Origin of the sequence: Thermocaproicibacter melissae (genome assembly GCF_024498295.1) — a bacterium.
GTDB classification, from domain to species: Bacteria; Bacillota; Clostridia; order Oscillospirales; family Acutalibacteraceae; genus Thermocaproicibacter; species Thermocaproicibacter melissae.
Map to the genome: position 1 here is coordinate 812,278 of NZ_CP101827.1, position 16,431 is coordinate 828,708.

Annotated in this window: 14 protein-coding genes; 1 reads left to right on the forward strand and 13 read right to left on the reverse strand. The window is 46.4% G+C overall.

Annotated features, from left to right (window positions below):
• Positions 1-35 precede the first annotated feature (35 nt).
• From ftsH to NOG13_RS04120, 7 genes are read right to left on the reverse strand one after another with little or no spacing between them, the layout of a single operon-like run.
• The gene (ftsH, locus tag NOG13_RS04090; RefSeq protein ID WP_416200901.1) at positions 36-1,922 is read right to left on the reverse strand and encodes an ATP-dependent zinc metalloprotease FtsH; all 1,887 of its coding nucleotides are present in this window, start codon (positions 1,920-1,922) and stop codon (positions 36-38) included.
• A 41-nt stretch (positions 1,923-1,963) separates the two neighbouring features.
• Positions 1,964-2,503: a hypoxanthine phosphoribosyltransferase gene (gene hpt, locus NOG13_RS04095; RefSeq protein WP_283111151.1), complete on the reverse strand. Its 540-nt coding sequence runs from the start codon at positions 2,501-2,503 to the stop codon at positions 1,964-1,966.
• A 12-nt stretch (positions 2,504-2,515) separates the two neighbouring features.
• The gene (tilS, locus tag NOG13_RS04100; RefSeq protein ID WP_283111004.1) at positions 2,516-3,892 is read right to left on the reverse strand and encodes a tRNA lysidine(34) synthetase TilS; all 1,377 of its coding nucleotides are present in this window, start codon (positions 3,890-3,892) and stop codon (positions 2,516-2,518) included.
• The gene (gene dnaB, locus NOG13_RS04105) at positions 3,882-5,249 is read right to left on the reverse strand and encodes a replicative DNA helicase (RefSeq protein WP_283111005.1); all 1,368 of its coding nucleotides are present in this window, start codon (positions 5,247-5,249) and stop codon (positions 3,882-3,884) included. Before dnaB ends, tilS begins: the two co-directional genes overlap by 11 nt.
• Before the next feature lie 19 nt (positions 5,250-5,268).
• The gene (gene rplI, locus NOG13_RS04110) at positions 5,269-5,715 is read right to left on the reverse strand and encodes a 50S ribosomal protein L9 (protein ID WP_283111006.1); all 447 of its coding nucleotides are present in this window, start codon (positions 5,713-5,715) and stop codon (positions 5,269-5,271) included.
• Between the two features lie 11 nt (positions 5,716-5,726).
• Positions 5,727-7,703 carry a DHH family phosphoesterase gene (locus NOG13_RS04115; protein ID WP_283111007.1) on the reverse strand — a complete coding sequence of 659 codons (1,977 nt, stop codon included), beginning with the start codon at positions 7,701-7,703 and terminating at the stop codon, positions 5,727-5,729.
• Between the two features lie 30 nt (positions 7,704-7,733).
• On the reverse strand, positions 7,734-9,785 hold the full coding sequence (locus NOG13_RS04120) for a ribonuclease J (protein WP_346347669.1): 2,052 nt from the start codon (positions 9,783-9,785) through the stop codon (positions 7,734-7,736).
• Positions 9,786-10,104: 319 nt separating this feature from the next.
• Between NOG13_RS04120 and rnhA the strand changes: the two genes are divergently transcribed.
• Positions 10,105-10,554 carry a ribonuclease HI gene (gene rnhA / locus NOG13_RS04125; protein ID WP_283111008.1) on the forward strand — a complete coding sequence of 150 codons (450 nt, stop codon included), beginning with the start codon at positions 10,105-10,107 and terminating at the stop codon, positions 10,552-10,554.
• On the opposite strand, the gene NOG13_RS04130 is transcribed toward rnhA, so the two are convergent.
• The 6 genes from NOG13_RS04130 to NOG13_RS04155 all read right to left on the reverse strand — a co-directional run bounded on the left by NOG13_RS04130 (position 10,548) and on the right by NOG13_RS04155 (position 16,262).
• Entirely contained in the window at positions 10,548-11,339 is a 792-nt protein-coding gene (locus NOG13_RS04130) for an NYN domain-containing protein (protein WP_283111009.1), read from the reverse strand. The genes rnhA and NOG13_RS04130 overlap by 7 nt on opposite strands.
• Before the next feature lie 16 nt (positions 11,340-11,355).
• Positions 11,356-13,290 carry a nucleoside-diphosphate sugar epimerase/dehydratase gene (locus NOG13_RS04135; protein WP_283111010.1) on the reverse strand — a complete coding sequence of 645 codons (1,935 nt, stop codon included), beginning with the start codon at positions 13,288-13,290 and terminating at the stop codon, positions 11,356-11,358.
• 110 nt (positions 13,291-13,400) lie between these two features.
• On the reverse strand, positions 13,401-13,664 hold the full coding sequence (locus NOG13_RS04140) for a TIGR03905 family TSCPD domain-containing protein (protein ID WP_283111011.1): 264 nt from the start codon (positions 13,662-13,664) through the stop codon (positions 13,401-13,403).
• A 1-nt stretch (position 13,665) separates the two neighbouring features.
• Positions 13,666-14,511: a PHP domain-containing protein gene (locus NOG13_RS04145; RefSeq protein WP_283111012.1), complete on the reverse strand. Its 846-nt coding sequence runs from the start codon at positions 14,509-14,511 to the stop codon at positions 13,666-13,668.
• 33 nt (positions 14,512-14,544) lie between these two features.
• The gene (locus tag NOG13_RS04150) at positions 14,545-15,342 is read right to left on the reverse strand and encodes an ABC transporter permease family protein (RefSeq protein WP_283111013.1); all 798 of its coding nucleotides are present in this window, start codon (positions 15,340-15,342) and stop codon (positions 14,545-14,547) included.
• The gene (locus NOG13_RS04155; protein ID WP_283111014.1) at positions 15,339-16,262 is read right to left on the reverse strand and encodes an ABC transporter ATP-binding protein; all 924 of its coding nucleotides are present in this window, start codon (positions 16,260-16,262) and stop codon (positions 15,339-15,341) included. Before NOG13_RS04155 ends, NOG13_RS04150 begins: the two co-directional genes overlap by 4 nt.
• Positions 16,263-16,431 lie beyond the last annotated feature (169 nt).

Here is a 16,431-nt window from a genome sequence, read left to right on the forward strand (position 1 = left end):
ATCATTGAATGTAATCAAGCGGTAGAAGCTTCATTTCAGTTTTGTGGAAGAGGCTCCATATTCCCGCTTTCTTTTTTTGGTTCACTGCTTTCCTGCATGATTCTTTCAAATTCTTCGCCGCTAATCTTCTCTTTTTCAAAGAGTTCTTTTGCAACGCGGTGCAGCTGATCCATATGATCTCTAAGAATTGTTTCCGCGCGCTGATATGCTTCCGTAATCATGCGCTTAATTTCACGGTCAATCGCACTTGACGTTGCTTCGGAATAATCGCGAATATGGCCCATGTCGCGGCCAAGGAACGGCTCGCTTTCATCGCGTCCATACGTAATGGGTCCAAGTTCCTGCGACATTCCGTACTTAGCTATCATGCTGTGAGCAAGTTTGGTTGCACGTTCAATATCGTTGGACGCACCCGTTGAAATATCGTCTAATGTCAGCGATTCGGAGACACGTCCGCCAAGCAGAACAACGAGGTCTTCTTCCATTTCCTTACGCGTATGGTAAGAACGGTCTTCCGTAGGAATCTGCATGGTATAGCCGCCGGCCATTCCGCGCGGGATAATGGAAATTTCATGCACAGGGTCCTGCGTGGGGCAATAATAGGTAGCCACCGCATGACCCGCTTCGTGGTAAGCGGTAAGCTTCTTTTCTTTTTCCGTCATCACATGGCTTTTCTTCTCGGTGCCCATAACGACTTTAATGGTAGCTTCCTCAATTTCTGCCATCGTAATTGCTTTAAGGCCTTTTCTTGCTGCCAGCAAAGCGGATTCATTCAGAAGGTTTTCAAGGTCCGCTCCGGTAAATCCGGCTGTTGACTTTGCAATAGTGGCAAGATCTACATCGGGAGCAATCGGCTTATTACGGGCATGAACCTTAAGAATTGCTTCACGGCCTTTAATATCCGGATAGCCGACCGTCACCTGACGGTCAAAACGTCCAGGACGCATCAAAGCAGGGTCAAGAATATCCGGACGGTTTGTAGCGGCAATCATAATGACGCCTTCGTTCGCGCCGAAACCATCCATTTCAACAAGCAGCTGGTTCAGAGTTTGTTCACGCTCGTCGTGACCGCCGCCGAGACCGGCACCGCGCTGACGGCCAACAGCGTCGATTTCGTCGATGAAAACGATGCAAGGGGAGTTCTTCTTTGCCTGTTCAAAAAGGTCACGTACACGGGAAGCACCGACACCGACGAACATCTCCACAAAGTCGGAGCCCGAAATGGAGAAAAATGGTACTCCCGCTTCCCCTGCTACGGCACGTGCCAACAATGTTTTACCGGTACCCGGAGGGCCGACAAGCAAAACGCCCTTCGGAATGCGTGCGCCGAGTTCATTATATTTGCGGGGATTTTTCAGAAACTCAACAATTTCCTGCAGTTCTTCTTTTTCTTCGTCCGCACCTGCAACATCGGCAAATGTTGTTTTTCTCTTCTCATCCACATTTTGCTTGAATTTTGCTTTACCAAAATTCATCTGTTTGCCGGCATCGCCCAAGGCGTTGTTCATGTGCTTCATCATGAACCACCAGGTGATGACGAATAGAGCAAGCGAACCCAAAATCGGAAGAAGACTGGAAAGCCAAGACGTTTCCGCCGGACGATTCCAGTTATACGTCATGCGGTTGTTCGGGTGAGCCTTGTTGTATGCTTCCACATATGGGGTAATATCTTTCACCAATTGCGGCACATTCGGCGCCACATAATTGATTTGAGTATTATCATTCAAGGTGATGGTCATATCACCGCTGCCCCAGTCAAGAGTATACCCAGTGACTTTTTGATCCTCGAAATAATAGAGAATTTCCGAATATTTATGGGTTGCCTCTGTCGGTTTGGAGAGTACCATAACAAGCAGAATCATTAACAACACGGGAATACCGATGAACAATCCAATATTTTTCAGTGTTTTTTTGTTGTCCAAAAACAATTCACTCCTTCTTGCCCGCCGGATAACACGAAAAATCAGTCTCCGTATACCTCCGGTTTCAGGATTCCGACATATGGCAGATTCCTATATTTTTCAGCATAATCAAGTCCGTATCCAACGATAAATTCATCCGGAACAATTGCGCCGACATAGTCTGCCTTTACATTTGCCGTACGACGGTCCGGCTTGTCAAACAATGTGCACAGGCGAATGCTTTTCGGTTCACGCGCCTGTAGAATTTCAAGAATATAGCTGAGGGTAAGGCCGCTGTCGAGAATATCTTCTACAACAAGGACATCCCAGCCCTTAAGGTCAATGTCAAGGTCCTTAATAATTTTCACGACGCCTGACGTTTTCACGCCTGAACCATAACTAGAGACTGCCATAAAATCAATGCTGCAAGGAATAGTAATAGCTCGCATCAGGTCTGTCATAAACACAACAGAGCCTTTCAAAATACTGACCATAAGGAGGTTCTTATCTTTATAGTCCTCGCTGATGTGCTTTCCCATATTCTTAACAATTTCTGCCAGCTTCTCCTGGCTAAAAAGAACCTCTTTAATATCGTCCTGCATATTATGCACGGTTTAGCTGCACTCCTTAATGATAATTTCTGCGGCTGTTTTTGACTTCTCAGAGACACATGCTTCCTGCGAAACACCGAAACCTTCTACCCAAACAATTTTACCGCCACATTCAAGCAAAGCTAGGCGGCTACGTTCCGAAACGGGAATTTTCGCCTCATTGAAAAGTTTTTTCAGCGTCTTTGTTACACCACGGCCTGCGGGACGATATGCATCGCCCGGCCGTTTATTCCTGACAATTCCGCCAGTATTGATTATTGTATCATAGTTAATGAAATTATTAAATAATAAATTATGAATTTTACTCGCGTTTCTCAATTTAGATATGTCAACTGGGCAAACCATTAGGATCCTTCCATCCGGAAGTTTTGTTCCCTCCGGTACAAAAGGTACACTCCAATTGGAAATCTCTTGCTCTCTCTTTCCAATATAAAGAGTGTTTCCAATTGTTTCACAACGTATCCCGCCGGCAATCTCCACCGCCCCGCCGTTGTAAATTATTCTTTCAACGGCAGCAATATGATCATACCCGATTCTGCTGCTTCCTGCCTTTTCCGCGGCAGCCGAAATAACCCTCGTGAGAAGCGCGCGAGGCATCTGCCGAAGAACATCAAGCTGATATCCCCCGCCAGCTGCAGCGGCATTTAATAGGGATTTTTTCACCTGCTCCTCAAAAAAGGCTTCATCACAGCGCAAAATTTCTGTCATGCGCCCGATTGCCAATTCAAACGCTGGGTTAATTTCTCTCAGTGCCGGAACTACATGATGACGGAGATTGTTTCTCACATATTCATCGGAAAGATTTGTGCTGTCTGTAACAAAATTCAATCCATAATGAGCGCAATACTGCTCCACTTGTTGCCTCGTAATACCGAGCAAGGGACGCACAATATTGTCGCGGACCGGAGGAATTCCGCAAAGGCCTTTTGTTCCTGCGCCCTTTGTAAGATTTAGAAGAACTGTTTCTGCATTGTCTGTCAACGTATGGGCAGTCGCGATTCTCCCGTTCTGGCTGCAGAGGCTGCGAAAAAAAGAATAGCGGACCTCGCGCCCGCATTCTTCAATTCCTTGTGATTTTTGTTTTGCCTCGGCAGCTACATCGGTATGGAAAACCCTGCATGCTATTCCAAGGCTTTGGCAGAATTCTACCGAGAAACGCTCATCTCTGTCTGCTTCTGCTCCGCGAAGGCCATGATTCACATGTGCAGCAGTTACCTGAATTCCAAGTTCTGCGGAATGGCTACAGAGGTAATGCAGCATCGCAACGGAGTCCGCTCCACCGGAAAGGCCCGCAATAACATGGCAACCGTGCGGAAACATGTTCCAACGGCTGATTGTTTCAGATATTTTCTGCTCGATCGCGGCAACATCATCCTTCACGGCGGATTACCTCCTGTGCAGTAAAACGCATATATTCACCCTGCCAATGAAGCGGAATCGTCTTGGTCTCACCGTGACGGTTTTTGGCTACGATAACCTCACTTTGGTTGCGGTCCTCATTTTCAGAAGGTATCTCAGAATCCTGATAATAATCTGAACGGTACAAGAAAAGCACAATATCCGCATCCTGTTCAATTGAACCGGAATCTCTAAGGTCTGAAAGGACGGGTCTGTGATTGGTGCGCTTTTCACTATCACGAGCAAGCTGAGAAAGCGTCATTACCGGAACGTTCAGTTCTTTGGCCATAATCTTCAAGTTACGGGTAATCTGGGAAATTTCCTGAACACGGTTTTCGATTCTTGTTGGCGAATTCATCAACTGCAAATAGTCGATGATAACGAGGTCAACATCCTTCAGTCTGCGAAGTTTTGCCTTGATTTCGGGTACTGTGACGGAAGGATTATCGTCAAAATACATTTGAGTCTTGGAAAGAATATCGCCTGCTTCAATCAGACGAATCCATTCATCTTCGCTGAGCTTACCGGTGCGAAGTTTCGTTCCCTCCACCATTGCTTCCGTGGAAAGAAGGCGGGAAATGAGCTGTTCTTTGCTCATTTCAAGAGAAAAGAATGCAACCCGCTTCTGCGCTTTGACTGCGGCATAGCGCGCAATATTAAGGGCAAAGCTTGTTTTACCCATGCCAGGACGGGCACCGAGCAGAATGAAGTCCGAACGGTTTAAGCCAGTTATAGTGTCATCCAGTTCCTTGATGCCGGTAGGCACACCCCGATACTTGTCTGCATCCGGAGAATTGAGATGATCCAGACGATCAAACTCCGAAAGGATAATCTCATCAATTTTTTGCAGTCCCTGCATGTTTTTCCCACGGCGGATATCAAAAATTCGCTGTTCGGCAGAATCCAGCAAACTTGTCGCGTCTGCCTCTCCTGCCGACGCCTCTTCAATGATATCGCGTGCCGTGGTGATTAGGGTACGCACATCGTACTTATCGCGAACGATTTTTGCGTATGACTCAACATTGGATATGGATGGCACCAACTGTGCTAACTGCAGTAAGTATGTTTTACCGTCGGCTTCGTCAAAGTCGCCTGACTGTTTCAAAGATTCCAGAACCGTAACGAAATCAATCGGCCGGCCTTCTGTGAACATCTGAAGCATGACGCTGTAAATACGCTGATTGCTGGTTAGGTAGAAGTATTCTGGCTTTGGAAGTATTTCCACAACGCGTTCCATACAAGAAGCATCCAGCAAAACAGCGCCAAGAACCGACTGTTCCGCTTCCGGACTGAACGGGAGATTTAAGCCGCTGTAACCGGAAGTCACCGAATCACTCATTCTGAAACCCTCCGGAAATTTATTTTTCGCCTACCGCAACGTATATCTTTGCAGAAACACCCTTGTAGAGTTTCAGCTCACATTCATAAGTGCCATAAGCCTTAATGTCGCCGTTTAGGACTATCTTCTTTTTGTCAACATCAATGTGGAACGAACGCTTCAATTCTTCGGAAATCTCCTTGGAAGTAATGGAACCAAAGAGTTTTCCTCCCTGACCCGATTTTGCTGTGAGTTTTAGCGTTTTGCCGTTTATCGCTTCCGCTATCTTACGAGCAGCTTCCGTATCTTGACGGATATGAAATTCCTTCGCTTCCTGTGCGCTCTTAATTTCATTCAGTACTTGTGCATTTGCTTCTTTTGCAAGATTGCGAGGCAGAAGAAAATTTCTGGCGTAACCGTCACTTACGTTCACCAGTTCGCCCTTTTTCCCTGTTCCCTTCACATCTGCCAGCAATACTACTTTCATTGATAAACCTCCTAATTACGTGTTGCCGCAGTTCCGCTCGGCTCCGTCACTTTTTTAATGGCGGACAAGAGCATTTCTGCAGCCTCTTTAACCGTAACGTTCTCAAGCTGTGTTCCGGCCATGGTAAGATGACCTCCGCCGCCCATTGCTTCCATAATCAGCTGAACATTCACTTCCCCAAGGGAACGTGCGGAAATATTAATCACATTGTCCGTTGGGAAAATAACAAAAGATGCATTCACGCCCTGGATGGAGAGCAATTCATCCGCAGCCTGGGCTGCGGAAATTCGAATGTCCGGAAATTCATTTTCCGTAGCGGCAATTGCTAAATCGCCATAGACCTGCGCGTTGGAAACGATACGGTACTTTTCCTTATATGCTTCAATAGAATCCGAAAACAATCTCTTAACCTGCACGGTGTCCGCGTTATTGCGGCGCAGATATGCGGCAGCTTCAAAGGTTCGGACACCGGTCTTTAGAACAAAATTCTTGGTGTCAAGCGTAATTCCGGCAAGAAGTGCCTGAGATTCAGCCTCGGTAATGAATTTGTCGCCGATGTACTGAATCAGTTCCGTTACCATTTCAGAAGCCGAGCTTGCATAAGGCTCATGGTAAAACACAAGGGCATTTTCAATCTTTCTCACCATCAAGCGGTGGTGATCAATCACAATCACACGAGAAATTTGATTTAAAAGTGATACTGACTCAACAAAATCCGGCGAATGAGTATCCGTGACAATCAGCGTCGTTTTCGGTGTTACTTTTGCCTCGGCTTCCTGTTCCGTTATGAAGATTTTCTCCTGCGGATATTTTGCCTGAACCATTGAAATCAACGGCATGGCAAGGCACCGCGATCTGTCTACAACAATATAAGCCGGTCGCTTCAGCATTTTAGAAGCGACATTCCACATTCCGACCGATGCGCCCATACAGTCTAAATCGGCATATTTATGTCCCATAATGAGGACAGTGTCGCTTTGCTTGATATCGTCTGAGATCGTTGCTGCAAAAACACGGGTGCGAACCTTGTCATGCTTTTCGACGCCCTTTGACAGTCCGCCAAAAAACTCATATGTATCGTCACCTTGTTTTACAACGACCTGATCTCCGCCGCGACCGAGGGCCATGTCCAAAGCACTACGTGCCCAAGCATCCGCATCCTTTAACGTGAGTGCATTGCGCGAAATGCCGATGGATATTGTAGCAGTCAGGTGCTCACCAGCGTGTATCGAACGAATCGTATCAAGAATGGGAAAACGCCGTTCCATCTCTTGGCGAACATGCCGTTCATCCGTAAAAATAATGTAACGGCCGCTGCTCATCTTTTTAAGGAACCCGCCCATGTGCTGCGACCACTGAATCAATGCTTCTTCAACCTGTGAAGCGATTCTGGTGTCTTCACTGTTGCTGCAGCATCGAGCGATTTCTTCACGGTTATCAAAAGTTACCAGAGCAATTGCCGGATGTGTTTCCCGGTAAGCTGCCTCAAGATTTTTATAGTAGGTATTGTCGATAAAATAAAGCACACTGCTTTCGGCAGTTTCTATGCCATAAACCGTGAAACGGCGTTTATTGACCGCAACGTCGACTCCGTTTTGTTCGATTATCTTCTGGATAGTCTGCGGATAAATGAATTTGCTAATGTTTTCGCCGCGGCATTCATTTTTTCCGCAGACCGTATTCCAGAATGAATTGTTAAACCAAACAATATCGCCGGCTTTACCTACCACAACAATGGGTATTGCAAAATCCTGCATAACTCGGTATTCATCACCGTAAAAGATAGTCTGAGTGCTTTTCAGCGCTTCGCCAACATAAGAACGGAAACGTCTTGTTGCCACCAAAATGAAGACAACAGAGGCTGCAGCAGCGATGAACTCAACATAAAATATTGTTCTGTTCCAGAACCAGCTTGCGCCGGCCATGATGAACATAACGCCCGAAATTACATAGAGCAGAGGCGAAGAGGCCCAGACTTTCTTTTTCACACCGACATACTCCCCTCATGCGAAGCACGTTCAGATTTCCATGATAATCGGCAAAACCATCGGACTGCGACGTGTCCGCTCATACAGCATGCGGGACAGTTCGTCCTTAATTTTGGTCTTTAAAGTTCCCCAGTCGTGAATTTGGTTTTCTGCGCAATCTTCCAGAACTTCGGTAACAAGGTTGCGCGCTTCTTCAATCAAAGGCTCTGATTCGCGAACGTAAACAAAGCCTCGTGACACAACATCCGGCCCAGAAATGATATGCCCATCCTGCGCGGAAATTGTGCAGACGGCAATCATAAGGCCGTCTTCCGCAAGGTGTTTGCGGTCGCGAAGAACAATGCTGCCCACATCGCCAACACCGAGCCCGTCTACAAGAGTTCTTCCCGCGGGCACGGACGGAAGCCGCTTCATGTAGTCTTCATGTAGTTCGACCACATCACCGATATCTCCGATGAAAACATCTTTCGGATCTTTTCCAAGTTCATAAGCAATGGAAGCATTCTTTCTCAGATGCTTCTGCTCGCCGTGAACGGGGATATAGTACTTCGGCTTGACAATAGCCTGAAGAAGTTTAATCTCTTCGCGGCAGGCATGCCCCGATACATGAACATCGTACATGGATTCATAAACGACTTGGCAGCCGCGCTTCATCAGTTCGTCAATGACATTGCCGATTGTTTTTTCATTTCCCGGAATCGGGCGGGCTGAAATGATGATGAAATCACCGGGGCCAACTTCCACCTTACGGTGATCGGCAAATGCCATACGGGTTAGAGCGCTCATTGGCTCACCTTGGCTGCCGGTTGTAACGAGAACGATCTTGTCTTTCGGGTAGCGATTAATCATGTCAATATCAATCAGCGTCCCCTTCGGGACATCGAGATACCCCATCTCAACGCCGACGCTCATGACATTGACCATGCTGCGCCCGGAAAGCGCGACCTTGCGCCCATATTTAACCGCACAATTTATAATCTGCTGCACGCGACTGACATTGGAAGCAAACGTAGCAATGATAATGCGGCTGTTCTCTGCGCGTTTGAACAACATATCAAACGAGCTGTCAACTTTACTTTCCGATTTGGTATATCCCTCGCGCTCGGCATTGGTGGAATCGCATAACATGGCAAGAACGCCTTCTTTGCCAAGCTGCCCAAAGCGGCCAAGATCAATCATTTCGCCGAGTGCCGGAGTGCAGTCAATCTTAAAGTCACCCGTATGGACGAGTGTACCTGCCGGCGAATGAATGGCCAGCGCAACGGAATCCGGCACGGAATGGTTTACATGAACAAATTCGACATCCATACAGCCAAGGCGGATATGCTCGCCTGGACGTACGCTGATCGCTCTGACTTTGCCGGAAAGGCCATGCTCTTTTAGCTTGCTATCGACCAGTGCAAGGGTAAATTTTGTTCCGTAAATCGGAAAATTGAATTTTTCCAGCAGATACGGAAGCGCGCCGATATGGTCTTCATGGCCATGCGTCAGCACAACTCCCCGAATCTTATCTGCATTCCGTTCTACAAAAGTAAAGTCCGGAATAACGAGATCAACGCCAAGCATATCATCGTCCGGGAATGCCATACCGCAATCCACGATGATCATGTCATCCAAGCATTCAAACACCGTGAAGTTTTTTCCGATTTCGTTCAAACCACCGAGAAAATAAACGCGGATTGGCGGTTTCTGCGGCGCTTTCTTCGCAGATTTGGAGTGCTGACCCGAACGTTTTTCGGTGTTCTTCTGCGCACTCTGCTCCGGTTTCGCCGTATTCTGCACAGCGGTTACCTCGGAAACGGTTTGTGCCTTCAACTGTGCTTGCACAACGGAAACTTTGGAAGACTGACGGCGCCTACTGGGCTGACGCTCCTGGTCTGCAGAACTGTTTTCATTCGCAGACGTGCTTTCCGCCGCTTCCGCCTTAGGCTGGCGGCGTTTTGAGCGCACTTGGCCAACACGGTGTTTCGGCACTTCCACCTTCTCATAAAGGCCGATGGTATGTGTTCCGTTCCCCATCTCGGCCTGTGGCATTGCCGCGTTCCCGCGCTCCGGTAAAATATTTTGTTTTTTTTCTGTCACAAAATGACCTCCATTTAAATATTGGCAGGAATCTCTCTGGAGGCAAACGGGCCTCGTGGAATTCTGTCTTTTTTATATTGTGATACTTTTTGCGCAACCGCACAAAACGTAAACAGCCTAAATTATAAGTCTGGAATTACCCGGTAAGATATGTTTAATCTTACTCTGAAATGTATTTTCTGTCAAGGCAAGATCGATTCATCAGAAAATAGTATTACCTTACGCGAACATGTTAATCAATTTTCTTAATATACATTCTTTTCATGCGAAAGAAAGCATGCTATACTGAATAACACTGATATATGCTACGGAGGAAAATATGAAAAAAGTTGAAATATTTACTGATGGTGCCTGCAGCGGAAATCCGGGTCCCGGCGGGTGGGGAGCGATTCTTCGCTATAACGGGCACGAAAAGAGAATCAGTGGAGGTGCCCCGGAAACAACCAATAACCGCATGGAGTTGAGCGGCGTTATCGCGGCACTCTCACAGCTGAAAGAACCCTGTGAAGTCATTTTAACGAGCGATTCCCGCTATGTATGTGATGCAATTCAAAAAGGGTGGGCAGAAAGCTGGAGAAAGAATGGATGGCGCAAGGCCGACAAGAAGCCGGCACTCAACAGCGATCTTTGGGAGAAGCTGTTGGATTTGCTTTCCGTCCACCATGTTACCGTAAATTGGATTAAAGGCCACGCCGGACACCCGGAGAATGAATGTTGCGACCGAATGGCGGTGGCAGAATCTCAAAAGTTCCAGAAAAAAGTTCAGTGAGCAGAACGCCGGAAGCTTAACTTCCGGCTTTTTTTTTCACGTTCGTTTTCTTTTTCTCTTACATACATTACGCTGACATGTCCATCCTTTCCGCGGACAGCGCGGATGTCGAAAATCTTCAGGGACTTAATGAACGGTGTCAGCTTGCGAAAGCCGTAGTTGCGCACATCGAAATCGGGATATCGTTTTGTCAGGATATTTCCCACATCTCCGAGCGATGCCCAGCCATCGTCGTCGGATGTCTCCTGGACAATGGTAAGCACCGTGTTGCGTACTGCATCTAACGAAGTGTGGTCTAAGCCGGAAACCTTAGCAGCAGGTTGCACAGCCTGGTTTTCCGTAATGCCATCTTGCGCAAGCACTTCCAAGTACTTAAATCGGTTGCATGCAGCAATGAATGGGCTGGGGGTCTTCTTCTCTCCCATCCCGACAACAATCATTCCAGACTCACGAAGGCGGGCAGCAAGACGCGTGAAATCACTGTCGCTAGATACGATATAGAAGCCATCAACATTGCCGGAATACAAAATATCCATGGCATCAATAATCATAGCCGAATCGGTGGCATTTTTTCCGAAAGTATAGCTATACTGCTGAATCGGCGTAATGGAATTATCAAGCAAAACATTCTTCCACGAAGCCATGCTCGGCTTTGTCCAATCCCCGTAAATGCGCTTAATTGTGGCAATTCCGTCATTTGAAATTTCATCCATGATATACTTGATATATTTTTCTGACACATTTTCGGCGTCGATTAACACCGCAAATCGCTTTTCATCCGCCATTCGGGGGCGACTCCTCTCATGATTTCTGCATCAATAAGTCTGTTTTCTCGGCATGTCCTGTGTAAGTTGGAACCAGTCGATGAATGATTTCAAGCATTTTTGTATTATCTTTCCCCACCACGGAGCGAAGTGCTTCAATATCATCAATGAATGTTTCCTCGTTGAACGGAATCGGATTTCCAATATAAATCAGTTCGTGTGCCGTTTTCTTACAGCCGCCTTCGCTATCGAGCAGCATTTCTTCATACAGCTTTTCGCCAGGACGAAGGCCGGTAAATTCAATCTTGATATCGACATCCGGCTCATAGCCAGAAAGCCTGATTAGATTTCTGGCAAGATCGACGATTTTAACCGGTTTACCCATGTCAAGAACAAAAATCTCGCCGCCTTTCGCCATACCGCCTGCTTGAATGACAAGGCGCGCAGCCTCGGGAATCGTCATAAAATAGCGCACAATATTGGGGTCTGTCACCAAGACGGGGCCGCCTTCAGCAATTTGACGTTTGAAAATCGGTATGACGCTGCCGCTGCTTCCCAAAACATTGCCGAATCGTACCGCAACGAAACCGGTCTTGCTGTGGCGGCTGTAATACTGAATAATAAGTTCGCAGATTCGCTTGGTGGCACCCATAATACTAGTCGGATTCACAGCTTTATCCGTGGAAATCAGTACCATACGCTTAACATGGAACTTATCGCACACCTGTGCAACATTGAGTGTTCCGAAGACATTGTTTTTTACTGCCTCTCCCGGACTAAGCTCCATGAGCGGAACATGCTTGTGGGCAGCCGCGTGAAAAACGACGTCTGGCCGGTAACAGTTGAACACTTGCTCAAGCCTTTCACGGTCTCGAACCGAACCGATGACAATTTCCATATCCAGCCACGGGAAGCGCCGTTTCAGTTCATCTTGAAGCATGTACGCGTTGTTCTCGTATATTTCAAAAACAATCAGCTTCTTGGGGTGAAAACAAGCAATCTGACGGCAAAGCTCGCTTCCGATTGTACCTCCCCCGCCTGTCACTAAGATTGTTTTGTCTCTCAGGTAGCCGCTGATTTCTTTTATGTCCAGCTTGACTTCATCGCGACCGAGAAGATCTAGGATATCAACATCACGCACCCTAAGGTGGTTAACGTCTTCCTCCAGAAGTTCATAAAGAGCCGGTACTGTTTTCAGGTGGCATCCCGTAGTCGAGCAGATTCTGATGATGTCCTGTTTATCTGCTTGTTTGGCCGTTGGAATTGCGAGTATGATTTCATCGATATGGTAATGTGCTGCCATTTTGGGAATGCTTTCGCGTCCTCCGACTACTCTTACGCCGTTAATTCGGGTTCCGCGTTTTTTTACGTCGTCGTCGATTGCAATAATCGGTACGCCGGTGTATTGCGGTGCATTTTTCATTTCTTTAATGACCATGGAACCCATTTCACCCGCGCCAACAACCATAACACGCTTATCGGCCTCTTTGAGTGAACGATTTGATTTTCCGTTCTTCTTACGATGAAGGATACGAACTAAGAAGCGATAGCCGCCTACGAAAAACATTGTTAGCAGCCAACCCATAACATAAACGGACTGTGGGAAACGCAGGATATTATTGCCGCTGGAATCCACAAAGATTGCAGGAAAAACAAAATAGCCAAAAAGTGTAGCCACAGCACATGCTACGGTTGTACCGATTACAATCTGAAGGAGCTCGTCCGTACTGGCAAATTCCCACATGGTGCTGTAAAAGCGAAATGCTGCAAATATGCCTAAGCAGATTATAGTCACCCAAGGCATTGTGATTCGGAATGCATCTACGTAGTACATCGGTACATTATGACGGGTGAAAACCGGATCGAATAAAAATCGAAGAAGGAAAGCAATCCAGTAGCTAGAATATATACAGATTATATCGATTACAATCAGTGGCAACTGGTGAATGATATTATTTCTTTTATCAACCATATTATTACTCCAATACGTGTTTACTTATTTGAAAGGATTATATACCCGCCCATTAACAATAATAAATATTTTCCAGTAAGCCTAAAAAAATGAGCCAAGTTCATAACAATTCAATTTAGGCCTGATTTGTGGTTTAATGCTTGCGAAATAGCTTCAGCCAACTGGTCCGGGCATGAAGTGGTCTTGAAACCGCAACGTATGCCTTTACACCGTTGAATAACATCTTCCGCCTTCATCCCTTGAACAAGGCTGCAGATGCCTTTTGTATTTCCGTCGCAGCCGCCGATAAATTTGACAGACCGCACTATGTCATGATCTAAGTCAACGATAATTTCTCTTGAACAAGTACCTTTTGTCCGATAACGGTATTCCAAATTAGTGTCCTCCTCTATTATGATAGGAAATTTCGAACAATGCGTTTAATTGAGCATCAGATACCGTACAGGTTCCAATCGGCATAGGCTTTTTTGTGTTTAACCCATGAAAATCGGTACCGCCTGTCATGGCCAGCCCATTCTCCTGAGCAATCTCAAAAAAGCGCTCTTCATCGCCCGCTTTATTCCTTGAGTGCCATACTTCAACACCATCAATCGTCCGATGCATGGCTAGCTCCTCAAGAAGGCGATAACTGTCATATTCCCCGGGATGCGCCAGGACAGCAAGTCCACCTGCACGGTGGATCTGTTCAATGACGTCATGTACTTCCGGGTACTCGACTTTTACATAAGCTTTCCCGCCATCCGGCGAGAAAAGTTCATGAAAAACGCTGCCGAAAACTTCATGTGCATAGCCAGCATTCATCAAAGCGCGCATGATGTGCTGCTTATATAAAGAAGCGCTTCCCCTCGCCTCGTGCCAAACCATTTCCGCCGGAATCGGGAAAAGTTCAAGAACTTTTTCTAACATCGCTTCCCCTGCCTTGCGGCGCGCGTCACAAATCTTTTTACATAAATCCTCCAACTTCTCCGGCTGTTCACAGAAATAGCAGAGGATATGAGCTTTTCGACCGGTTTCGGCATCTCGCGAGGAAAACTCCGCTCCGGGCAATACCTGAATGCCGTATTTTGCACCGGCTTTTTCGGCAGCCTTTACACCAAGAAAAGTATCATGATCGGTTATGGCAACGGCGGAAAGTCCACGCTTTTTCGCCATCATTACAACTTCTTCGGGTAAAGCGGAACCATCTGATGCGACTGTATGACAATGCAGGTCAGCAGCCATAAAGGCAGCCCCCTTTCGTGCAAAAATTCAAAGTCAATTTAATATTTTTTCCGTCCGAAACGAACGGGAAGTCAGTAACATAATTATAATATCAACTACTATAATTCCAAGTGAAATCAAAAGCAAAATAACTGCATTTAAGACGAAAAGTCCCATGAACTGTCCGATAAAAAGTAGTATAAGAGGTATCACGATATAACCTGAGGTCTGAACTGCTTCAATATAGCTTTTGCTTTTTGCCGAAACAAGCACAATAAAAACTACACCGAACACCGTTACGGCGGGAGCAAAAAACAAGATGCAGACCAGCCAGCTCCAGTTGAGAAAGAATGGCAGTCCGAGCATAATATCTCCAACGGAAATAACTACAGAGAAAATGAGGAAGGAAATCGTTGTTACAATTGCAGAAAGTAAAACGCTGCTTGCAACTTTCGCGCGGAAAATTTTCTGCAAAGACATAGGAGTCAGCACCAATGTTTCCAACGTGTGGCGTTCTTTCTCTCCGACAAAACTGGATGCGGCAGCTACCGTAGAGGTCATGAGCGGAATCATCAGGAAAAACATCGGAAACATCACATTCGACATCACGTAGAAGCTGCACTGTTTAATGTCCATATAGGACATCTCTTTTGGAACCATCTTCATGAGCGTATCAATTCCATTTACCTGGCTAGTTGGTACATTCATGATAAGAACCAAAAACAAAATTGGAATCAGTACAACAAGGACAATCGGGACAATGAGAAGTGTCTCGCGAGCCATCTTCGAGTCCCAGACTTCATGGAAATCCTTTTTAATGACCGCCTTCTCTGCCAATGAAATCGGTTTCACGGTAAAACCTCCCCATTTTCATTCTGAACGAAATGGAAATATATATCTTCCAGAGTTGGTTTCAATATGAATGCTTCATATACTTCATGCCCTTCGTCCACTATTTTTTTCAGCAGGCGCGGCATATCGTCTTCACGAAGGATATCCGTTTTCCAGAAACCGTCCTCACAGAGTTCAAAGCCGTCAATTTTTTCGCTTTCTGCGACACGCACAGCCGCTTTCATGAAGATGTGTGCGCTTTTTGCAATTGATTCCAGAGTGCCGGAGGTTAAGAGGTGTCCTTTTTCAATGATGCCATACCTTCCGCAGATATCCTGCGCGTAACGAAGCTGGTGCGTACAGAGAAAAACGGTCACTCCTTCCTCTTTTGCGAGAGAAGCAATGAGGCTGTTTACCGTTTTTGCGGACTCAGGGTCAAGGCCGCTTGTCGGTTCATCCAAAAAAAGGATTTTCGGGTGATTTACAAGAGTCCTAGCAAGTGACAGACGCTGCGCCATACCGGTAGAATAAGCTCCCAATTTCTTATCACGCGCATCCCACAGATCCATTTTCTTGAGCAGTTCCTCAGCTCTTTCCTTTGCTTTGGGAAGCGGAATTTCGTAAGTCTGGGCAAAAAAAATCAGATTTTCCATACCGGTCATTTGAGCATACATTTTGCTGCTGTCCGTCATTACGCCGCAGATGCTGTGCACATCCGTCGAACGCAGCGTTGACGAAAGCCCCATAACGGAACAAGAGCCGCTGCTTGGCTTGAGCAGACCATTGAGCAATTTCACCGTTGTGGTTTTTCCAGCTCCATTCGGTCCTAGAAAGCCGAAAACCTCTCCCTGACGTACATCAATGGTAAGGTCCTTCAGAGCATAGCTTTTTCCGTCGTATGTCTTTGAAAGTTGATCTGTCTGAATTGCTAGTTCTTCCATCGGCTTATCACCTCGTGCAACATAATATCACAAATTTACATGCGAATCCACTCTATTTACCCAATACTCGATTTTATTAATGCAAAAAAGGGGCAGGAAACAGATGTTTCCTGCCCCACAGCCTGTCGAAAAAGTCCAGTGAAAGCTGGGCTTTTTCGTTGTAAAATGG